At 65.1% G+C, this 20,692-nt stretch carries 17 protein-coding genes; 13 read left to right on the top strand and 4 right to left on the bottom strand.

Annotated features, from left to right (window positions below):
* Positions 1-55: 55 nt before the first annotated feature.
* Positions 56-832: a DUF1223 domain-containing protein gene (locus VGR99_RS17150; RefSeq protein WP_326899816.1), complete on the top strand. Its 777-nt coding sequence runs from the start codon at positions 56-58 to the stop codon at positions 830-832.
* 646 nt (positions 833-1,478) lie between these two features.
* A complete protein-coding gene (locus VGR99_RS17145; RefSeq protein WP_326899814.1) occupies positions 1,479-1,850 on the top strand; it encodes a DUF2794 domain-containing protein in 372 nt (123 codons plus the stop codon).
* An 89-nt stretch (positions 1,851-1,939) separates the two neighbouring features.
* On the opposite strand, the gene VGR99_RS17140 is transcribed toward VGR99_RS17145, so the two are convergent.
* The 4 genes from VGR99_RS17140 to VGR99_RS17125 form a co-directional block, all read right to left on the bottom strand.
* Positions 1,940-2,470, bottom strand: coding sequence for a GNAT family N-acetyltransferase (locus tag VGR99_RS17140; RefSeq protein WP_326899813.1), 531 nt, complete (start codon positions 2,468-2,470; stop codon positions 1,940-1,942).
* A gap of 307 nt (positions 2,471-2,777) precedes the next feature.
* Entirely contained in the window at positions 2,778-3,569 is a 792-nt protein-coding gene (locus VGR99_RS17135) for a Bax inhibitor-1/YccA family protein (RefSeq protein ID WP_026312126.1), read from the bottom strand.
* A gap of 270 nt (positions 3,570-3,839) precedes the next feature.
* Positions 3,840-6,410, bottom strand: coding sequence for an ABC transporter permease (locus tag VGR99_RS17130; protein ID WP_326899812.1), 2,571 nt, complete (start codon positions 6,408-6,410; stop codon positions 3,840-3,842).
* A complete protein-coding gene (locus tag VGR99_RS17125) occupies positions 6,407-7,129 on the bottom strand; it encodes an ABC transporter ATP-binding protein (RefSeq protein ID WP_326899811.1) in 723 nt (240 codons plus the stop codon). The genes VGR99_RS17130 and VGR99_RS17125 overlap by 4 nt, the downstream gene beginning before the upstream one ends.
* Before the next feature lie 55 nt (positions 7,130-7,184).
* Here VGR99_RS17125 and VGR99_RS17120 point away from each other — a divergent pair, with 55 nt between their 5' ends.
* The 11 genes from VGR99_RS17120 to lpdA all read left to right on the top strand — a co-directional run bounded on the left by VGR99_RS17120 (position 7,185) and on the right by lpdA (position 20,673).
* Positions 7,185-7,820, top strand: a complete 636-nt coding sequence (locus tag VGR99_RS17120; RefSeq protein WP_326899810.1) for an arylesterase — start codon at positions 7,185-7,187, stop codon at positions 7,818-7,820.
* A gap of 174 nt (positions 7,821-7,994) precedes the next feature.
* Positions 7,995-8,531 carry an RNA 2',3'-cyclic phosphodiesterase gene (gene thpR / locus VGR99_RS17115; protein WP_063685026.1) on the top strand — a complete coding sequence of 179 codons (537 nt, stop codon included), beginning with the start codon at positions 7,995-7,997 and terminating at the stop codon, positions 8,529-8,531.
* A gap of 145 nt (positions 8,532-8,676) precedes the next feature.
* Positions 8,677-9,861 carry a cell division protein ZapE gene (zapE, locus tag VGR99_RS17110; protein ID WP_326899809.1) on the top strand — a complete coding sequence of 395 codons (1,185 nt, stop codon included), beginning with the start codon at positions 8,677-8,679 and terminating at the stop codon, positions 9,859-9,861.
* A 231-nt stretch (positions 9,862-10,092) separates the two neighbouring features.
* Positions 10,093-11,061, top strand: a complete 969-nt coding sequence (gene mdh / locus VGR99_RS17105) for a malate dehydrogenase (RefSeq protein ID WP_035702908.1) — start codon at positions 10,093-10,095, stop codon at positions 11,059-11,061.
* A gap of 214 nt (positions 11,062-11,275) precedes the next feature.
* On the top strand, positions 11,276-12,472 hold the full coding sequence (gene sucC / locus VGR99_RS17100; protein ID WP_326899807.1) for an ADP-forming succinate--CoA ligase subunit beta: 1,197 nt from the start codon (positions 11,276-11,278) through the stop codon (positions 12,470-12,472).
* 4 nt (positions 12,473-12,476) lie between these two features.
* The gene (locus VGR99_RS17095; protein ID WP_326899806.1) at positions 12,477-12,956 is read left to right on the top strand and encodes a DUF1579 family protein; all 480 of its coding nucleotides are present in this window, start codon (positions 12,477-12,479) and stop codon (positions 12,954-12,956) included.
* Positions 12,957-12,989: 33 nt separating this feature from the next.
* Entirely contained in the window at positions 12,990-13,874 is an 885-nt protein-coding gene (gene sucD, locus VGR99_RS17090) for a succinate--CoA ligase subunit alpha (protein ID WP_326899804.1), read from the top strand.
* A 137-nt stretch (positions 13,875-14,011) separates the two neighbouring features.
* A complete protein-coding gene (locus VGR99_RS17085) occupies positions 14,012-16,969 on the top strand; it encodes a 2-oxoglutarate dehydrogenase E1 component (RefSeq protein WP_326899803.1) in 2,958 nt (985 codons plus the stop codon).
* A 181-nt stretch (positions 16,970-17,150) separates the two neighbouring features.
* The gene (gene odhB / locus VGR99_RS17080) at positions 17,151-18,398 is read left to right on the top strand and encodes a 2-oxoglutarate dehydrogenase complex dihydrolipoyllysine-residue succinyltransferase (RefSeq protein ID WP_326899801.1); all 1,248 of its coding nucleotides are present in this window, start codon (positions 17,151-17,153) and stop codon (positions 18,396-18,398) included.
* A gap of 55 nt (positions 18,399-18,453) precedes the next feature.
* A complete protein-coding gene (locus VGR99_RS17075; protein WP_326899800.1) occupies positions 18,454-19,215 on the top strand; it encodes an SDR family oxidoreductase in 762 nt (253 codons plus the stop codon).
* Positions 19,216-19,272: 57 nt separating this feature from the next.
* On the top strand, positions 19,273-20,673 hold the full coding sequence (gene lpdA, locus VGR99_RS17070) for a dihydrolipoyl dehydrogenase (RefSeq protein WP_326899799.1): 1,401 nt from the start codon (positions 19,273-19,275) through the stop codon (positions 20,671-20,673).
* The last annotated feature ends 19 nt before the right edge of the window (positions 20,674-20,692 follow it).

Below are 20,692 nucleotides of genomic sequence, written 5' to 3'. Positions count from 1 at the left end.
GTGACCATCAGGCGATAAGCTTTCCCCTAACGAGTGGCGATGTGTGACGTTCGATATGACAGCAATGACGGCTCCTAATGTGATTTCGCGCTGGTCCGGTGCACTCTGGTCGGGAGCTCTCGGCATCTGCGCCATCGTCGCCATCATCCGTCCCGCGCATGCCGATCCCCGCGCCGTTGTCGAATTGTTTACCTCGCAGGGCTGCTCATCCTGCCCGCCCGCCGACAAGATCATCGGCGATCTCTCGAGCGATCCCTCGATCATCGCGCTGAGCATGCCGATCGACTATTGGGATTATCTCGGCTGGAAGGATACGCTGGCCGATTCGCGCTTCTCGGCGCGGCAGCGCGCCTATTCGCGCATGCGCGGCGACCGCGAGGTCTATACGCCGCAAGTCGTCGTCAACGGTTCTGCGCATGTCATCGGCAGCGATCGCGCCGGCATCGAGAGTGCGATCGGCAAAACCGACAAGGGCGCCGGCGTGATGAGCGTGCCGGTGACGATGTCGCTCTCGGGCAAGCAGATCAACGTGTCGGTGGCCGCGAGCAAGGAGCCGGCGGTCTCGCACGGCGAAGTCTGGATCTGCTCGGTCGCCAAGTCGGTGCCGATCGCGATCGCCAAGGGCGAAAATCGCGGACAGCAGATCACCTATCACAACGTCGTCCGCAACCTGCTCAAGGTGGGCGACTGGACCGGCCGTCCGGAAAGCTGGACGGTGCCGCTGGAAAATCTCACGCGCGACGGCGTCGACGGCGCGGTGGTCTATGTCCAGGACGGCAGCCGCGAGAAGCCGGGCCCGATGCTCGGCGCGGCGTACACGTCGCTGCACTGAAGCGAACGCTTCGAATCGTCCGACTCAAGCACTCTCGCAACCCTCATGGTGAGGAGGCGCGTTAGCGCCGTGGCGGACGATGCTGCGCATCGCCGCGAGAACCATGCAGGCCCGCGCTGACGCAGCGTGGCCTCGATCCTTCGAGGCGCGCGCAAGAGCGCGCTCCTCAGGATGAGGGGAGCGAATTTTCGCGCGGATGGTTGGAGAGAATGTCGGGCGCGCCGGAAACACCCCGACACAAACAAAAAGGACCAACTTGCGTTGGCCCTCTCCTTGTCGCGCGTACAGACCCGATCCTGTTCGACCCCGGGGGGCTGGGGGCTGAGGAATCCGGAACCGAAAGGACCGGGTCAACGCACACAAGTCTTTTCGCAACGCAGGGCGGCAGGCGGTGGGCGGAAAAGCGGCGATCCTGTGATTCTTTCTAACGATCCCGTGACGGTTTGCCGCCGGAGAATTCCACCTTTGCGTGTGTTCGGCATTGCACCCGATTCGATCGGTTGAACCCGGTGCTCACGCACGAGTTCCATGAAGAGGCCTTGCGGGAGGGACCGGTTGGAGCAATCATACCACTGTCATGATCCGCGGTTTCCAGGGACGGTTTTCGCGGGCGAGGGTCATGCTGTGTGATGAGGAGACGCTTCCCATGAGTTTGACGCCGGAGGATGCCGATCCGAGCGGGCAGCGCGCGGCGGCGCACCCCGCCACGGCGAATACCCAGCCGAACCGGGTGTCGTTCAACCGGATCGAGCTGCACCGCATTCTCAATCTGTACGGCCGCATGGTCGCCGACGGCGAGTGGCGCGACTACGCCATCGATTTCCTGAAGGATCGCGCCGTGTTCTCGGTCTATCGCCGTGCCTCGGAAGTGCCGATCTACCGCATCGAGAAGGACCCGCGCCTGGCGCGCAAGCAGGGCATGTACAGCGTGATCTCGGCGACCGGTCTGATCCTGCGCCGCGGCCACGAGCTCGAGCGCGTGCTGCTGGTGATCGACCGCAAGCTGGCGGTGGTGTAGCGGCTTCGTAGCCCGGATGAGCGAAGCGACATCCGGGTCTTGTCTCGCCGCTGTCCCGGGTGTCGCTGCGCTCACCCGGGCTGCGACACCTACTTTGTCGGCACCGTCCTTGCGCCCTCGCCGAGGTCGCGCTGCATCATCACGGTGTCCAGCCAGCGGCCGAACTTCAGCCCGACATTGGGATGCGTACCGATCATCTTGAAGCCGCCCCTGGTGTGCACGCCGATCGAGCCGGCATTGGCGGAATCGCCGATCACGGCGATCATCTGGCGGAAGCCGCGCGCCTCGCATTCGGTGATCAGCCGCTCCAGCAGCATTGAACCGATGCCGCGGCGGTGGAAGCCTGGGTCCAGATAGATCGAGTTCTCGACCGTGAAGCGATAGGCCGGCCGCGGCCGGTAGGCGCCGGCATAGGCGTAGCCGGCCACGCGCCCGTCGATGGTGGCGACGAAATAGGGATAGCCGCCGTCCACCAGGGCGCGGTAGCGGCGCGTCATCTCGGCAAGGTCAGGCGGATCCAGCTCGAACGTCGCGGTGCCCTCGCGGACGGCCTGCTGGTAGATGGCGGTGATGGCGGAGAGGTCGGCCTCAAGGGTGGGCCTGATTTCAGGTGCGGACATGGGGGAAGACTAGAGCCTTCGTCCGGCTGCTGGAAGGGGGCAGGGCCGTCTCTCCGGCGTCGTTGCGGGTGCAGCGAAGCAATCCAGAAATGCATCCACGGAGGAACTCTGGATTGCTTCGTCGTATCAGAGCAAAATTGCCTCGCAATTTTGTCTCGAGCTCCTCGCAATGACGAGGCGCGAGGCTGCCCTTGTAGCCCGGATTGCGCTGCGCTCCATCCGGGCTACGGGCGCGTGGCGCGCACCAGCCCAAACAAAAACCCCGGCCGCTCGGCCGGGGTTCGTGTCGTTCACTCGGGTCTGGCGCTTAGTCGCGCTGGCCGAGGAGCTGCAGCAGCAGCGTGAACAGGTTGATGAAGTTCAGGTACAGCGACAGGGCACCGGTGATGGCCGCACGCTCTGCGATGTCACCGCCGGCCGACGCGTAGCCGTAGATGTAGTCGTTCTTCAGCCGCTGGGTATCCCAGGCGGTGAGGCCCGCGAACACCAGCACACCGACGACCGACACGATGAACTGCAGCATCGAGCTGGCCAGGAACAGGTTCACCAGGCTCGCGATGATGATGCCGATCAGGCCCATGAACAGGAACGAGCCCATCCCGGTCAGGTCACGCTTGGTGGTGTAGCCATAGAGGCTGAGCGCACCGAACGTCGCCGCGGTGATGAAGAACACCCGCACGATCGAGGTGTGGGTGAACACCAGGAAGATCGACGACAGCGAGATGCCCATCAGGGCCGAGAACACCCAGAACAGGATCTGGGCGGTCGAGGGGGCGAGACGGTTGATGCCCGCCGAGATCACGAACACCATGGCGAGCGGCGCGAGCATGAACAGCCACTTCAGGGGGCTGACGAACATCGCGTAGCCGAACGGCGTCAGGAACAGCTTGCCGACGCGGACGGCGTCCGCGGTCGGGACGTCAGTCACGGCAGCCATGTAGACACCGAGCGCGGCCAGGCCGGTGATGGCCAGGCCGATGCTCATGTAATTGTAGATGCGCAGCATGTAAGCGCGCAGGCCGGCGTCGACCGTCGCGGCGTCAACACGCCCGGCGGCCCTGCCGAAAGGAGAAGCGTAGTTACGGTCTAGGTCCGACATGGTCGAAATCCCGCTGGTTTGCCCGGTCCGGCACGAGGGTCTCCATGCCGCCGGTTCGTCAAATTCTATCTCGGATACCGATGCCTGCCGACTAAATTTTGGCTAACAATCGGGGCTCCGAACCCATTCGATATGTGGGAAACTAACACATTCGCTGCAACCGTCCACGCGCGGCTGAATGTCGCCCTTGCCTGCAATCCAGACGGGCGGACGTGGTTAATCGCAGGAATCGTGCGATTTTGCTCCCGCGCCGCCGTCCGCTACCATTTGTCACAAATTCCGCAACACCGTGGCGGGCTTTTTGTTCAACGCCAGCAGCGTTCCGGCGAGCCCGAGCCCGACGGTGACGATGAGGGCGGCCACGACCACGCCGGCCGCGCTGCCGGCCTGCCAGACGAAGCTCAAGGTCATCAGCCGCGTCACGATCATCCAGGCGGCGACGCTACCCGCGATCACGCCGAACACCGCGGTGGCGAGCCCGATCAGGAGGTATTCGAGGGCGTAGGCGCCGAGCAGCCGCAGCCGGGTCGCGCCCAGCGTCTTCAGGATCACCGCATCGTAGACCCGGTGGCGATGGCCGGCGGCGAGCGCCCCGCCCAGCACCAGGATCGCCGAGATCAGGGTCACCGCGCTGGCGCCGCGGATGGCCAGCGCCAGATTGGTCACGACCGAGCCGACCGTCTCCATCACCTCGCGCACGCGCACGCTGGTCACCATGGGATAGGCGTCAGCGACCTGCTTGATGATCTTGCCGTCGCCGGCCGCGTCGCCCCCAGTCTCGGTCAGCGTCGCAATATGGGTGTGCGGCGCGCCCTTGAAGGCGTTGGGCGAGAACACCAGCACGAAATTGATGCCCATGCCCTGCCAGTCGATGGTGCGCAGATTGCCGATCCTGGCCGGGATGTCGCGGCCGAGCACGTTGACCACGATTTCGTCGCCGAGCTTGAGGCTGAGCCCGTCGGCGATCTTCTTCTCCATCGAGACCAGCGGCGGGCCGGAATAGTCGGCCTTCCACCATTCGCCCTCGACCACCTTGGAGCCCTTCGGCAGCTCGGCGGTATAGGTCAGGCCGCGGTCGCTCTGCAGCACCCATTCCGAATCGGTGGTCGGTTTGAGATCCTCGGCGCGGACGCCGCGCGCGCCGACGATGCGCCCGCGCAGCATCGGCACGTCCTCGACCGTCGCGCCCGGCGCGATCTGGCGGAGATAGCCGTCGAACTGCTCGGCCTGCGTGCTCGGGATGTCGATGAAGAAGAACGACGGCGCGCGGTCGGGGAGCGCTGCCAGGAACTGCCGGCGCAGATTGCCGTCGATCTGGGTGATGGTGACGAGCACGGCGAGCCCGAGGCCGAGCGACAGCACGACCGAGGGCGTCAGCGCTCCGGGCCGGTGGATGTTGGCGACCGCCAGCCGCAGCATCGGTAGCCGCGAGCGCGGCAGCCGCCGCGCGATCGTCATCAGCAGCGCCGCGATGCCGCGCAGCAGGGCGAACACCACGACGGAGGAGGCGACGAACACCGCGGCGATCCGCTTGTCGAAGGAGAGCCCGATCACCACCGCGATGAGCAGGACGATCACGACGCCCATGAAGGCGAGATAGCCGAGGCGCGGCCGGTGCCATTCGGAGCTGATGGTGTCGCGAAACAGCGCGGCGACCGGCACGTCGTGCACGCGACCGAGCGGCCAGAGGCCGAAGGCGAGCGCGGTGAGCAGGCCGTAGACGAAGGACAGCGCGAGCTCGTCGGCGTGCACCGCCGGCACCACCGGCAGCGGCAGGAGCTTGCCGAACAGACCGACGATGGCGAACGGCATGGCGGCGCCGAGCGCGAGGCCGATCACCGAGCCGATCGCGGCGAGCAGGAGGACCTGTGCGAGATAGATGCCGAACACGTCGCGCCCGGTGGCGCCGACGGCCTTGAACGCCGCGATCACCTCGAGCCGGCGGTCGATATGGCTCTTCACGGCATTGGCGACGCCGACGCCGCCGACCAAGAGCGCAGCGAGGCCGACCAGAGTCAGGAACTGCGTGAAGCGGCTGATGTTGCGCTCGAGCTGCGGCGAGGCATTGGAGCGGCTGCGGATCTCCCAGCCGGCCTGCGGCGCTGCGTTGCGCGCATCCGCGATGAAGGCCTCGGTGGCGCGCTCGGTGTTGGCGGTGTCAGGGAGCTTCACCCGGTAGACCCAGCGCACCAGGCTTCCGGGCTGGATCAGGCCGGTGGCGCGCAGGCCTGCTTCGCTGATCAAAAAGCGCGGCCCGAAGCCGATGCCGCCGGCGAGCTTGTCGGGCTCGGCCTCGACGGTGCTGCGGATCTGGAAGGTCGCGGAGCCGATGGTGACGCGGTCGCCGGTCTTCAGCGAGAGCCGCGCCAGCAGCGTCGGATCGGCCGCGGCGCCGAATGCGCCGTCGCGCTCGGCGACCAGATCGGACATCGGCAGCGATGGCGCCAGCGTCAGCTGTCCGAGCATCGGATAGGTGTCGTCGACCGCCTTCATCTCGACCAGCGCGAGCTTGCCGTCGGCCGCGCGCGCCATGCCGCGCAGGGTCGCGGCGGTGGAGACGGTGCCGCGCGAGCGCAGGAAGGCAACCTCGTCAGGCTTGGCCTCGCGCTGGAACAGCACGAAGGAGACGTCGCCGCCGAGCAGCGTGCGGCCCTCGCGGGCGAGACCGTCAGAGAGGCTCGCCGACACCGAGCCGACGCCGGCGATCGCCATCACGCCGAGCGCGATGCAGGCGATGAAGACGTAGAAGCCGCGCAGGCCGCCGCGCAATTCGCGCAGCGCGTAGCGGAGCGACAGCGCGACGCCGTTGGGCTTCGCGAACGGTTCGGCGGCGGCGCTCATGCGGGCGCGGACTGCGTGTCGATGCGGCCCGAGCGCAGACGGATGACGCGATCGCAGCGATGGGCGAGCGAGGAATCGTGCGTGACCAGCACCAGCGTCATGCCGCGCTCGGCATGCTTGGTGAAGAGCAGATCGACGATCTGCTTGCCGGTGGTCTCGTCGAGATTGCCGGTCGGCTCGTCCGCGACGAGGATGGCGGGATCGGGCGCCAGCGCGCGGGCCAGCGCGACGCGCTGCTGCTCGCCGCCGGAGAGCTGCGTCGGATAATGATGCAGGCGGTCGCCGAGCCCGACCGATTGCAGCTCCTGCGCGGCGCGCTTCGCCGCATCCGGATTGCCGGCAAGCTCGAGCGGCACCGCGACGTTCTCCAGCGCCGTCATGGTCGGGATCAGATGGAAGGACTGGAAGACGATGCCGACCTGGCGGCCGCGGAAGCGGGCCAGTGCGTCCTCGTCGAGGGCATTGAAAGGCGTGCCATTGACCACCACCTCTCCGCTATCAGGACGCTCCAACCCCGCCATCACCATCAGCAGCGTGGATTTGCCCGAACCTGACGGGCCGATCAGGCCGATCGTCTCGCCCGAGCCGACCCGCAAGCTGATATCCTTGAGGATATGAACGCGTGCCGCGCCTGTGCCCAATGAGAGATTGACGTTGGAGATGGCGATGGTGTCCGGCGTGGTGCCGGCGAGCGAAGAGGATTCGATGCGACTGTCCATGGTCCGGTCATATGGCAACTCCGCACGCGCGGTCGAGAGGCGTTACGGATTCTTCATGCACATAGCCGTGTTGATGCTCGCTTTGATGACGGTTGCCAATCCGGCTTGGGCAGAGGCGACCAAACCGGCCAGGCTTGTCGTTCTGGGCGATTCCTTGAGCGCCGGCCTCGGCCTCCCGGCCCAGGAGGCGTTTCCCACCAAGCTCCAAAAGGCCTTGCAGGCCAAGGGCATAGCGGTCGACATGACCAATGCCGGGGTGTCCGGCGATACCTCTTCCGGCGGCCGCGACCGGCTCGACTGGTCGGTCCCTGACGGAACCGACGGCGTCATCATCGAGCTCGGCGCCAACGACGCGCTGCGCGGCATCGATCCCGATCTGACGCGCGCCGCGCTCACCGAGATCGTCCAGCGTCTCAAGGCGCGCAAGATCGCGGTGATGCTGTGCGGCATGCTGGCGCCGCCGAATTACGGCGCCGAATACGCCGCGCGCTTCAATTCGATTTATCCGGATCTGGCGAAAAAATTCGACGTGCCGCTCTATCCGTTCTTCCTTGACGGCGTCGCCGCCGACGCCAAGCTCAACCAGGCCGACGGCATTCATCCGACGGCGGCCGGCGTCGACGTCATCGTCGGCAACATCATGCCCACAGTGGAGGCATTTTTGCGCAACATAAGCGAGCAAGGGCGATGAAAAGCAGGCAGCGCTAACCCTAATTCCCAGGGTTTTACCGGGGTGAGGCGCGGCATGCTTCGCAGAGTCACACAACTGCGATAGGAATCAGGGTACCGGTGATTCGTCGCCGGCTCTAAAATTTGGATATGATCCTTCCCAGGGATCATGCCCAAGCATCGGGAGTACGAAACGATGCCGCGTTTATTCACTGGTCTGGAAATTCCGGCCGAGATCGGCCAGTCGCTTTCCAATCTGAGAGGCGGCCTTCCCGGCGCCCGGTGGATCGATCCCGAAAATTATCACGTCACGTTGCGCTTCATCGGCGATATCGACGGCGTCTCCGCCAACGAGATCGCCTCGATGCTGTTTCGCGTCGACCGCAAACCGTTCGAGGTGAAGGTGCAGGGGCTGACCAGCTTCGGCGGCCGCAAGCCGCGCGCGGTGGTCGCCACCATCGCGCCGAGCAAGCCGCTGATGGAGTTGCAGGCCGAGCTCGAACGCATGATGCAGCGGATCGGTCTCGATCCGGAGGGACGCAAGTTCATTCCGCATGTCACGCTGGCCCGCCTGCACGACGCCTCCGACCGCGACGTCGCCGACTATCTCTCGATCCGCGGCTATTTTCCAAGCAAGGCGTTCATGGCGGAGCGGTTCGTGCTGTTCTCGTCGCGCGCATCGACCGGCGGCGGCCCGTACGTGGTCGAGGATGCCTACGAGCTGTGTGAGTAGGTCGCTCGTCGCGATGTACGAAACGGTGGGTCCTGGATCCGTGCGGCGGTGTTGCATGCTGCCGCGTGTCCGGGACACGAATCCGCATACCCCGTCCACCAATTGACGGCTTGCAATTTCCGCCGGTCTCTGGCGGAAAAGGGCCATGCTCTCCACCCCCAGTTCCTCCTTCAGCGAAGCCTATCAGGCCCAGGTCGCGTCCGGCGCGATCGAGCCCGATGCCGCGCAGGCCGAAGTTGCCGAAGCCTATGCCGCGCTCGACTTGCGGCTCGCGAACTACAAGCCGCAGCGCAAGCAGGGCCTGCTCAGTCGCCTGTTCGGCGGCGACAAGGACGAGGCGCCGCACGGGCTCTACATCCATGGCGAGGTCGGCCGCGGCAAGACCATGCTGATGGACCTGTTCTTCCAGCACTCGACCGTCGAGCACAAGCGCCGCGCGCATTTCCACGAATTCATGGCGGAAGCGCATGAGCGCATCTACGACTATCGCCAGGGCATCGCGCGCGGCGAGATCGCCGATGGCGACGTCATCGCGCTGACGGCGACTGCGATCTTCGAGGAGAGCTGGCTGCTCTGCTTCGACGAATTCCACGTCACCGACATCGCGGATGCGATGATCCTGGGCCGCCTGTTCGCCAAGCTGTTCGAGCTCGGCACCGTCGTGGTCGCGACCTCGAATGTCGCGCCCGACGACCTCTACAAGGGCGGCCTCAACCGCGCGCTGTTCCTGCCCTTCATCAAGCAGATCACCGATCACATGGACGTCTCGCGGCTCGATGCGCGCACCGACTTCCGTCTGGAAAAGCTTCAGGGCGTGCCGATGTGGCTGACGCCCGCCGACGGCGATGCGGACGCCGCGCTCGATCGCGCCTGGGCGAAGATGACCGGCAATGCCAAATGCAAGTCGCGCGACATCACGATCAAGGGCCGCACCCTGCACGTGCCGTGCTCGGCCCATGGCGTTGCGCGCTTCAAATTCGCCGATCTCTGCGAGAAGCCGTTGGGCGCATCCGACTACCTCAGGCTCGCGCACGACTACCACACCGTCCTGGTCGACCATATTCCAGTGATGGACTTCTCCCAGCGCAACGCCGCCAAGCGCTTCATCACGCTGATCGATACGTTCTATGACAATGCCGTGAAGCTGATGGCGTCGGCCGATGCCAATCCGATCTCGCTCTACATCGCCGATGAGGGCACCGAGGCGATGGAGTTCAAGCGGACCGCCTCGCGCCTGATCGAAATGAGCTCGGAATCCTATCTGGCGCTGCCTCACGGCCGCAAGGATTCCACCGCCAGCGGCTCCACCAAGGGCCTGGTCGAGACTTAAGTCCTATTTGCCAGCGCTGTCATTCGGAGCCGTCCGCTTTCGCGGGCGAGCTCGGACTCTGGTGCGTGACTTTCGGGTTAACGCCCGCGCGCGCCAGGGAATGACAGGGCTGCGTGCTCTAGGCATCAGCAAGCCCGACAAATGGGCATCCACCGACTTGAACGGGGGAAGCGAAAGGGATAACCACCCATTCAGTTTTTCCCTCCTCACGTGTCTAAAGGACAGGTTCACATGGCGCGCGACAAGATTGCTTTGATTGGCTCCGGTCAGATCGGCGGAACGCTGGCTCACCTCATCGGCCTGAAAGAACTGGGCGACGTCGTGATGTTCGACATCGCCGAGGGCGTGCCGCAGGGCAAGGCGCTCGACATCGCGCAGTCCTCGCCGGTCGACGGTTTCGACGCGCACTACAGCGGCGCCAATTCCTACGAAGCCCTCGACAACGCCAAGGTCTGCATCGTCACCGCCGGCGTGCCGCGCAAGCCCGGCATGAGCCGCGACGACCTCCTCTCCATCAACCTCAAGGTCATGGAGCAGGTCGGTGCGGGCATCAAGAAGTACGCCCCCGACGCGTTCGTCATCTGCATCACCAACCCGCTCGACGCGATGGTCTGGGCGCTGCAGAAGGCCTCCGGCCTGCCGCACAAGAAGGTCGTCGGCATGGCCGGCGTGCTGGATTCGGCGCGCTTCCGCTACTTCCTGGCCGACGAGTTCAACGTCTCCGTTGAAGACGTCACCGCCTTCGTGCTCGGTGGCCACGGCGACACCATGGTGCCGCTGGTGAAGTACTCCACCGTCGCCGGCATCCCGCTGCCCGACCTCGTCAAGATGGGCTGGACCTCGCAGGCGCGCCTCGACGAGATCGTCGACCGCACCCGCAACGGCGGCGCCGAGATCGTCAACCTGCTCAAGACCGGCTCGGCCTTCTACGCCCCGGCCGCCTCCGCGATCGCGATGGCCGAGAGCTATCTGCGCGACAAGAAGCGCGTGCTGCCGTCGGCCGCCTACCTCAACGGCGAATACGGCGTGAAGGACATGTATGTCGGCGTGCCCGTCGTGATCGGCTCCAAGGGTGTCGAGCGCGTCGTCGAGATCGAGCTCGCCGGCAAGGACCGCGAGGCCTTCGACAAGTCGGTCGGCGCGGTGCAGGGCCTGGTAGACGCCTGCAAGAAGATCGCACCCGATCTTCTCGGCCGCTAAGGCGCAAAAATCCCCGCCGAAGATCGAAAGCCGGTCTTCGGCGGTTTCACTTCCGGGCCCCGCTTGACCGGGGCGGGTTCCGGGCAAGTCCACAAATCTCGCCGATTTCGATGTCAAAGAATCCGGGTTGCAGTTCCTGTGGTATATGGTATGCCAGCCACAAGACTGAGGTGGGCCCATGGGGTCACCGCCCGCGGGTTCAGGGAGCGACCATATGAATATCCATGAATATCAGGCCAAAGCGCTGCTGGGTGAGTTCGGCGTGCCGATCTCCAAGGGCGTTCCGGTTCTCAAGGCCGCCGACGCGGAAGCTGCCGCCAAGGCGCTGCCGGGTCCGGTCTATGTGGTGAAGAGCCAGATCCATGCCGGCGGCCGCGGCAAGGGCAAGTTCAAGGAAGCCTCCGCCGGCGACAAGGGCGGCGTGCGCATCGCCAAGTCGGCCGCCGAGGTCACCGAGTTCGCCAAGCAGATGCTCGGCGCGACCCTCGTGACGATCCAGACCGGCCCCGCCGGCAAGCAGGTCAACCGCCTCTACATCGAGGACGGCTCGGACATCGACAAGGAGTTCTATCTCTCGCTCCTGGTCGACCGCGAAACCTCTCGCGTCTCCTTCGTCGTCTCGACCGAGGGCGGCGTCAACATCGAGGACGTCGCGCACAACACGCCCGAGAAGATCGTGACCTTCTCGGTCGATCCCGCGACCGGCATCATGGGCCATCACGGCCGCACCGTCGCCAACGCGCTGAAGCTCTCCGGTGATCTCGCCAAGCAGGCCGAGAAGCTCACCGCGCAGCTCTACGCGGCCTTCGTCGCCAAGGACATGTCGATGCTGGAGATCAACCCGCTGGTCGTGACCAAGCAGGGCCAGCTCCGCGTGCTCGATGCCAAGGTGTCGTTCGACGACAACGCGCTGTTCCGTCACCCCGAGGTACTCGCGCTGCGCGACGAGACCGAGGAAGACGCCAAGGAAATCGAGGCGTCCAAGTACGACCTCAACTACGTCACCCTCGACGGCAACATCGGCTGCATGGTCAACGGCGCCGGCCTTGCCATGGCGACGATGGACATCATCAAGCTCTACGGCATGGCGCCGGCGAACTTCCTCGACGTCGGCGGCAGCGCCAGCGTCGAGAAGGTTGCGGCCGCGTTCAAGATCATCACCGCCGATCCCAACGTGAAGGGCATCCTGGTCAACATCTTCGGCGGCATCATGAAGTGCGACGTGATCGCCGAGGGCGTCACGGCCGCCGTGCGCCAGGTCGGCCTCACCGTGCCGTTGGTGGTTCGCCTCGAAGGCACCAATGTCGAGCTCGGCAAGAAGATCATCCGCGAATCCGGCCTGAACGTGGTGCCGGCCGACAATCTCGACGATGCCGCTCAGAAGATCGTGAAGGCCGTCAAGGGAGGCTAAGGCCATGACCCAAGACCATCTCGCCGCATCATCCCCGCTCACCGAACACATGCGCCTGTCGGCGTTTGCCGGCGAATGGAATGGTGAGGAGGTGGTCTTTCCGTCGCGCTGGGTGGAGGGTGGCTCCGCCACCTCTCGCGTTGTGGCGCGCATGGATCTCAACGGCTTCTACCTGATCCAGGACTCGGTGCAGATCCGTGACGGCAAGCAGAGCTTCGCCAGCCACGGCCTCTTCACCTACGATCGTGACGACCGGACCTACAAATTGTTCTGGTACGACTCGCTCGGTTACACGCCGCCCTCGCCCGCTTCCGGCGGGTGGGTCGGCAAGACCCTGACGCTGGTGCGCGGCTCGCTCCGCGGCAATGCGCGCCACGTCTACGAGATCATCGACGACAATTCATACTCGTTGAAGATCCAGTTCTCGCCGGACGCGGAAGGCTGGGCTGACGTGCTCACCGGCGTCTACCGCCGCATCCACTGACCTCTCACTCGTTAGTTCGCGAAAGCAGACCTCATGTCCATCCTCATCGACAAGAACACCAAGGTCATCTGCCAGGGCTTTACCGGCAAGAACGGCACCTTCCACTCGGAGGCGGCGATTGCCTACGGCACCAAGATGGTCGGCGGCACCTCGCCGGGCAAAGGCGGCTCGACGCATCTGGGCCTGCCGGTGTTCGACACCGTGCGCGATGCACGTGAGAAGACCGGCGCCGACGCCTCGGTGATCTACGTGCCGCCGCCGGGCGCAGCGGATGCGATCTGCGAAGCCATCGACGCCGAGATCCCGCTGATCGTCTGCATCACCGAAGGCATTCCTGTCATCGACATGGTGCGCGTGAAGCGCTCGCTGGCCGGCTCCAAGTCGCGCCTGATCGGGCCGAACTGCCCGGGCGTCATGACCGCGGGCGAGTGCAAGATCGGCATCATGCCCGCCAACATCTTCAAGACCGGCTCGGTCGGCATCGTCTCCCGCTCGGGCACGCTGACCTATGAAGCCGTGTTCCAGACCTCCCAGGAAGGCCTCGGCCAGACCACCGCGGTCGGCATCGGCGGCGACCCGGTCAAGGGCACCGAGTTCATCGACGTCCTCGAAATGCTGCTCGCCGACCCCAAGACCGAATCGATCATCATGATCGGCGAGATCGGCGGTTCCGCCGAGGAAGACGCCGCCCAGTTCCTCAAGGACGAGGCCAAGCGCGGCCGCACGAAGCCGATGGTCGGCTTCATCGCCGGCGTCACCGCCCCTCCCGGCCGCCGCATGGGTCATGCCGGCGCGATCATCTCGGGCGGCAAGGGCGATGCCGGTTCCAAGACCGAGGCGATGAAATCGGCAGGGATTACAGTGTCCCCGTCGCCCGCCCGCCTCGGCCACACGCTTGCCGAAAAGTTGAAGGGCTAATTCACTTCTTCGTGCTTTTCCGGGCGAAGTTTCGCAGCAAATAGGGTAAATGGTGCCAGCCGCGTCGGGCCTCTGCCGGGGAGCCCGACGCCAGCGCCGTTTGTTATGCGCGAACCGAAATCGCCAGGAACTCAAGTATGTCTCGCCAGGACGCGAACGCAGCCTTTGCCCTCTCATCATTTTTGCAGGGCACCAACGCCACCTACATCGACGAAATCTACGCCCGCTACGAGAAGGACCCATCCTCGGTCGACGCCGAGTGGCAGGAATTCTTCAAGAGCCTCAACGACCAGCCCGTTGACGTCCGGAAGAACGCCGAGGGCCCGTCCTGGGAGCGCGCCAACTGGCCGCTGACCCCGCAGGACGATCTCACCTCCGCCCTCGACGGCAACTGGGCCGAGGTCGAGAAGGCGGTCGGCGCCAAGATCGCCGCCAAGGCGCAGGCCAAGGGGGCGGACATCTCCTCCGCCGACGTGCTCCAGGCGACGCGCGACTCCGTCCGCGCCCTGATGCTGATCCGCTCCTACCGCATGCGCGGCCACTTCCACGCCAAGCTCGATCCGCTCGGCATCGAAGCCCCGCGCAACCGCGAAGAGCTCGATCCCCGCACCTACGGCTTCAGCGAAGCCGATTTCGACCGCAAGATCTTCCTCGATCACGTGCTCGGTCTCGAATACGCCAACCTGCGCGAAATCACCGCGATCTGCGAGCGCACCTACTGCCAGACGCTCGGCGTCGAGTTCATGCATATCAGCAATGCTGCGCAGAAGGCCTGGATCCAGGAGCGCATCGAGGGGCCGGACAAGGAGATCTCCTTCACCCGCGAAGGCCGCCGCGCCATCCTGATGAAGCTGGTCGAGGCCGAGGGCTTCGAGAAGTTCTGCGACACCAAGTTCACCGGCACCAAGCGCTTCGGCCTCGACGGCGGTGAATCGCTGATCCCCGCGCTCGAGCAGATCATCAAGCGTGGCGGCAATCTCGGCGTGAAGGAAGTCGTGCTGGGCATGCCGCATCGCGGCCGCCTCAACGTGCTGACCCAGGTGATGGGCAAGGCCCATCGCGCGTTGTTCCACGAGTTCAAGGGCGGTTCGGCCAACCCTGATGCGGTCGAAGGCTCGGGCGACGTCAAGTACCATCTCGGCGCGTCCTCGGACCGCGAGTTCGACGGCAACCGCATCCATCTGTCGCTGACCGCCAATCCCTCGCATCTCGAGATCGTCGATCCCGTCGTGCTCGGCAAGGTGCGCGCCAAGCAGGACCAGCACGGCGATCCGCCGGACCAGCGCATTTCGGTCATGCCGCTCCTGATGCATGGCGACGCCGCGTTCGCCGGCCAGGGCGTGGTCGCGGAATGCTTCGGCCTGTCGGACCTCAAGGGCTACCGCACCGGCGGCTCCGTCCACTTCATCGTCAACAACCAGATCGGCTTCACCACCTATCCGCGCTACTCGCGCTCCTCGCCCTATCCGTCGGATGTGGCGAAGATGATCGACGCGCCGATCTTCCACGTGAATGGCGACGATCCGGAAGCCGTGGTGTTCGCGGCCAAGGTCGCGACCGAGTTCCGGCAGAAGTTCCACAAGCCGGTCGTGATCGACATGTGGTGCTATCGCCGCTACGGCCACAACGAGGGCGATGAGCCCGCGTTCACCCAGCCCGTGATGTACAAGCGGATCGCGGCCCATCCCTCGACCCTCACTCTCTACTCCAAGCGCCTGATCGCCGAAGGCGTGGTCACCGAGGGTGAGGTCGACAAGCTGAAGGCCGACTGGCGCTCGCGGCTCGATGCCGAGTTTGAGGCCGGCACCAGCTATAAGCCCAACAAGGCCGACTGGCTCGACGGCAAGTGGTCCGGTTTCAAGATCGCCGACCAGGAAGAGGATGCACGCCGCGGCGTCACCGGCGTCGACCTCCCGATCCTCAAGGACATCGGCCGCAAGATCACCAAGGTGCCGGACGGCTTCCGCGTCCACCGCACCATCCAGCGTTTCCTCGAAAACCGCTCCAAGGCGATCGAGGGTGGCGCGGGCATCGACTGGGCGACCGGCGAGGCGCTGGCGTTCTGCACGCTGCTCAATGAAAACCACCACGTCCGCCTGTCCGGACAGGATTCGGAGCGCGGCACCTTCTCGCAGCGTCATTCGGTCCTGATCGACCAGGAAGACGAGAGCCGCTACACGCCGTTCAACCATCTCGGCCACGAGCAGGGCCATTACGAGGTCATCAACTCGCTGCTGTCGGAAGAAGCCGTGCTCGGTTTCGAATACGGCTATTCGCTCGCCGAGCCGAACACGCTGACCCTGTGGGAAGCCCAGTTCGGCGACTTCGCCAACGGCGCGCAGGTCGTGTTCGACCAGTTCATCTCCTCGGGCGAGCGCAAATGGCTGCGCATGTCCGGCCTCGTCTGCCTGCTGCCGCACGGCTATGAAGGCCAGGGACCGGAGCACTCCTCGGCGCGTCTGGAGCGTTACCTGCAGATGTGCGCGGAAGACAACATGCAGGTGGTCTATCCGACCACGCCGGCGAACTACTTCCACGTGCTGCGTCGCCAGCTGCATCGCGAGATCCGCAAGCCGCTGATCGTGATGACGCCGAAGTCGCTGCTCCGCAACAAGCGGGCGGTCTCGCGTCTGGAAGAGCTCGCGAAGGGAACGACGTTCCACCGCATCCTGTATGATGACGCCCAGATGTTGCCGAACGAGGCGATCAAGCTCGTCCCCGACGAGAAGGTTCGCCGCATCGTGCTCTGCTCCGGCAAGGTCTATTACGACCTCTACGAAGAGCGCGAGAAGCGCGGCATCGACGACATCTACCTGATGCGCGTCGAGCAGCTCTATCCGGTGCCGCTGAAGGCGCTGGTGGCCGAGCTGTCGCGCTTCAAGAAGGCCGAAGTGGTGTGGTGCCAGGAAGAGCCCCGCAACATGGGTGCCTGGCACTTCATCGAGCCCTATCTGGAATGGGTGCTCAACCAGGTGAACGGCGTGAGCCGGCGTCCGCGTTATGTCGGCCGCGCCGCTTCCGCTGCGACCGCCACTGGTCTGATGTCCAAGCATCAGGCGCAGCTGAAGGCGTTCCTGGACGAAGCACTGAGCTGAACTTTTTCGAACTGCGTCATGCCCCGCCCCCAGTGCGCACTCGCGCACAAGGCGGGGCATCCAGTAAGACGTGACGTCCTCGTTCATGCGATGCGTCCCGGCTTGCTGGGTGGCCTGCTTTTCGCCGGCCGTGACATCCGGAATTCATGACCGCATTGGCGATCTCCTTAAGGAAAAGACCATGACTGAAATTCGTGTGCCGACGCTCGGCGAATCCGTCACCGAGGCCACCATCGGCCGCTGGTTCAAGAAGGCCGGCGACCCGGTCGCCGTCGACGAACCCTTGGTCGAGCTCGAGACCGACAAGGTCACCATCGAGGTCCCGGCGCCGTCCGCCGGCACGCTGAGCGAGATCATCGCCGCCGATGGTACGACCGTTGCGGTCGGTGCGCTGCTCGGGCAGATCACCGACGGTGCCGGCGCTGCGAAGCCCGCTGCCGCGCCCGCCAAGCCCGCTGCTGTCGCTCCTGCGCCTGCCGCTGCGGCTCCGGTGGCTGCTGCCGCCGCGCCGAAGGCGCCGCCGGCCGACGCCCCGCTTGCGCCTTCCGTGCGAAAACTGTCGGCCGAGACCGGCGTCGATGCCTCCACCGTTCCGGGCTCCGGCAAGGACGGCCGCGTCACCAAGGGCGACATGCTCGCCGCGATCGAGCGTGCAGCCTCCGCGCCGACCCCGGTCAACCAGCCCGCCGCCGCCGTGCAGGTCCGCGCACCGTCGCCGGCCGATGACGCTGCCCGCGAAGAGCGCGTCAAGATGACCCGCCTGCGCCAGACCATCGCGCGGCGCCTCAAGGACGTGCAGAACACCGCGGCCATGCTGACGACCTTCAACGAGGTCGACATGACCAACGTCATGGCGCTGCGCGCCCATTATAAGGATGCGTTCGAGAAGAAGCACGGCGGCAAGCTCGGCTTCATGGGCTTCTTCACCAAGGCCGTCGTGCAGGCGCTGAAGGACATCCCGGCCGTCAACGCCGAGATCGACGGCACCGACCTGATCTACAAGAACTACTATCACATCGGCGTCGCCGTCGGCACCGACAAGGGTCTCGTCGTTCCGGTCGTGCGCGACTGCGACCACAAGTCGATCGCCGACATCGAGAAGGGCATCGCCGATTTCGGCCGCCGCGCCCGTGACGGCCAGCTCAAGATCGACGAGATGCAGGGCGGCACCTTCACCATCACCAACGGCGGCATCTACGGTTCGCTGATGTCGACCCCGATCCTGAACGCGCCGCAGTCCGGCATCCTCGGCATGCACAAGATCCAGGATCGCCCGATGGTCGTCGGCGGCAAGATCGAGGTCCGGCCGATGATGTATCTGGCGCTGTCCTACGATCACCGCGTCATCGACGGCAAGGAAGCCGTCACCTTCCTGGTTCGCGTCAAGGAGAGCCTGGAAGATCCGGCGCGCCTGGTGCTCGATCTCTGATTCCTGATGCTTTGCGAGCGCCGTCGCCTCCCTGCGCGACGGCGCATGTCGAACCATGGAGGCGCGCGTGACGGATAAGGTCGTTGTCATCACCGGCGGCAGCCGCGGCATCGGGCGGGCGACCGCGATTGCGGCGGCCGCGCGCGGCTACCGCGTCGTGGTCGGCTATGCCAGCAACAAGAAAGCCGCCGACGAGGTCGTCGCCGCGATCGAAGCCGGCAATGGCAAGGCGATCGCGGTGAAATGCGACGTCGCCGAGGAAAGCGACATCCTCGATCTGTTCAAGGAAGCCGACAAGTTCGGCACGCTTGCCGCACTCGTCAACAATGGCGGCATCGTCGGCAGGAGCGGCGTGCGCGTCGACGAAATGTCGGCCGAGCGCATCCAGCGCGTGCTGGCGGTCAACGTCACCGGCTCCATCCTTTGCGCGCGCGAAGCGGTGAAGCGGATGTCGACCAAGCATGGCGGCAAGGGCGGCGTCATCGTCAATCTGTCGTCGGTCGCCGCCAGGCTCGGTGCGCCCAACACCTATGTCGACTACGCGGCGTCCAAGGGCGCGATCGATTCCTTCACCACCGGCCTCGGCTATGAGGTCGCGGGCGAAGGCATTCGCGTCGCGGGCATCCGCCCCGGCCTGATCGACACCGACATTCACGCTTCCGGCGGCGAGCCTGACCGGCATCATCGCCTGGCCCATATGGTGCCGATGAAGCGCGTCGGCACCGCCGACGAAATCGCCAACGCCATCGTCTGGCTGATGTCGGACGATGCTTCTTACATCACCGCAGCCACTCTCGATGTGTCCGGCGGACGCTGACGCGCCGCGCGGACGCTGACACATCCTCATCACGCTAAACCTACGGGACTTTCTCTCATGGCTACCTACGATCTCGTCGTCATCGGCACCGGACCTGGCGGTTATGTCTGCGCGGTGCGCGCCAGCCAGCTCGGCATGAAGGTCGCAGTCGTCGAAAAGAACGCAACCCTCGGCGGCACCTGCCTCAATGTCGGCTGCATGCCCTCGAAGGCGTTGCTGCACGCTTCCGAAATGTTCGAGGAAGCCGCGCACTCCTTCGCCAAGATGGGCGTGTCCGTCTCCACGCCGAAGCTCGAGCTTCCCGCGATGATGAACTTCAAGCAGCAGGGCATCGACGGCAACGTCAAGGGCGTCGAGTTCCTGATGAAGAAGAACAAGGTCGACGTGCTCAAGGGCACCGGCAAGATCCTCGGCACCGGCAAGGTGGAAGTGTCCGCCGACGGCAAGTCGCAGGTGATCGAGACCAAGAACATCGTGATCGCGACAGGCTCGGACATCGCGCGCCTGAAGGGCATCGAGATCGACGAGAAGCGCATCGTGTCCTCGACCGGTGCGCTGTCGCTCGACAGGGTCCCCGGCAAGCTGCTGATCGTCGGCGCCGGCGTGATCGGCCTCGAGCTCGGCTCGGTGTGGAAGCGGCTCGGCGCCGAAGTCGTCGTCGTCGAATTCCTTGACCGCATCCTGCCCGGCATGGACGGCGAGATCGCCAAGCAATTCCAGCGCATCCTCGAGAAGCAGGGTTTTGCGTTCAAGCTCGGCGCCAAGGTCACCGGCGTCGATACCTCGGGCAAGACGCTGAAGGCGACGGTCGAGCCGGCCGCCGGCGGCGCCGCCGAGACGATCGAAGCCGACGTCGTGCTCGTCTGCATCGGCCGCGTGCCCTACACCGACGGTCTCGGCCTGAAGGAAGCTGGCGTTGCGCTCGATCCCCGCGGCCGCGTGCAGATCGATCCGCATTTCGCCACCAGCCTGAAGGGCGTCTATGCCATCGGCGACGTCGTCGCAGGCCCGATGCTCGCGCACAAGGCCGAGGATGAAGGCGTTGCGGTTGCCGAGATCATCGCTGGGCAAGCCGGTCACGTGAATTACGACGTTATCCCAGGCGTCGTGTATACCACGCCGGAAGTGTCTTCCGTCGGCAAGACCGAGGAAGAGCTGAAGCAGGCGGGTGTCGCTTATACCATCGGTAAGTTTCCCTTTACCGCCAACGGCCGCTCCAAGGTCAACCAGACCACCGACGGCTTTGTGAAGATTCTCGCAGATGCGAAGACCGATCGCGTGCTCGGCGTGCACATTATCGGCCGCGAAGCCGGCGAAATGATCCACGAAGCCTGCGTTCTCATGGAGTTCGGCGGCAGTGCGGAAGACCTCGCCCGCACCTGCCACGCGCATCCGACCCGCTCGGAGGCCGTCAAGGAAGCCGCGCTTGCAGTCGGCAAGCGGGCCATCCATATGTAGGTCACGCCCCGAACGAATC

Source organism: Bradyrhizobium sp. (assembly GCF_035935975.1).
GTDB lineage: Bacteria > Pseudomonadota > Alphaproteobacteria > Rhizobiales > Xanthobacteraceae > Bradyrhizobium.
Note: the sequence above shows the minus strand (reverse complement) of the source record. Positions and strands in the feature narration are given on the sequence as shown.

Coding starts and splice junctions, on each gene's coding strand:
- VGR99_RS17150 (WP_326899816.1), top strand. CDS start 56: ATGACAGCAATGACGGCTCCTAATGTGATTTCGCGCTGGTCCGGTGCA.
- VGR99_RS17145 (WP_326899814.1), top strand. CDS start 1,479: ATGAGTTTGACGCCGGAGGATGCCGATCCGAGCGGGCAGCGCGCGGCG.
- VGR99_RS17140 (WP_326899813.1), bottom strand. CDS start 2,470: ATGTCCGCACCTGAAATCAGGCCCACCCTTGAGGCCGACCTCTCCGCC.
- VGR99_RS17135 (WP_026312126.1), bottom strand. CDS start 3,569: ATGTCGGACCTAGACCGTAACTACGCTTCTCCTTTCGGCAGGGCCGCC.
- VGR99_RS17130 (WP_326899812.1), bottom strand. CDS start 6,410: ATGAGCGCCGCCGCCGAACCGTTCGCGAAGCCCAACGGCGTCGCGCTG.
- VGR99_RS17125 (WP_326899811.1), bottom strand. CDS start 7,129: ATGGACAGTCGCATCGAATCCTCTTCGCTCGCCGGCACCACGCCGGAC.
- VGR99_RS17120 (WP_326899810.1), top strand. CDS start 7,185: ATGCACATAGCCGTGTTGATGCTCGCTTTGATGACGGTTGCCAATCCG.
- thpR (WP_063685026.1), top strand. CDS start 7,995: ATGCCGCGTTTATTCACTGGTCTGGAAATTCCGGCCGAGATCGGCCAG.
- zapE (WP_326899809.1), top strand. CDS start 8,677: ATGCTCTCCACCCCCAGTTCCTCCTTCAGCGAAGCCTATCAGGCCCAG.
- mdh (WP_035702908.1), top strand. CDS start 10,093: ATGGCGCGCGACAAGATTGCTTTGATTGGCTCCGGTCAGATCGGCGGA.
- sucC (WP_326899807.1), top strand. CDS start 11,276: ATGAATATCCATGAATATCAGGCCAAAGCGCTGCTGGGTGAGTTCGGC.
- VGR99_RS17095 (WP_326899806.1), top strand. CDS start 12,477: ATGACCCAAGACCATCTCGCCGCATCATCCCCGCTCACCGAACACATG.
- sucD (WP_326899804.1), top strand. CDS start 12,990: ATGTCCATCCTCATCGACAAGAACACCAAGGTCATCTGCCAGGGCTTT.
- VGR99_RS17085 (WP_326899803.1), top strand. CDS start 14,012: ATGTCTCGCCAGGACGCGAACGCAGCCTTTGCCCTCTCATCATTTTTG.
- odhB (WP_326899801.1), top strand. CDS start 17,151: ATGACTGAAATTCGTGTGCCGACGCTCGGCGAATCCGTCACCGAGGCC.
- VGR99_RS17075 (WP_326899800.1), top strand. CDS start 18,454: ATGGAGGCGCGCGTGACGGATAAGGTCGTTGTCATCACCGGCGGCAGC.
- lpdA (WP_326899799.1), top strand. CDS start 19,273: ATGGCTACCTACGATCTCGTCGTCATCGGCACCGGACCTGGCGGTTAT.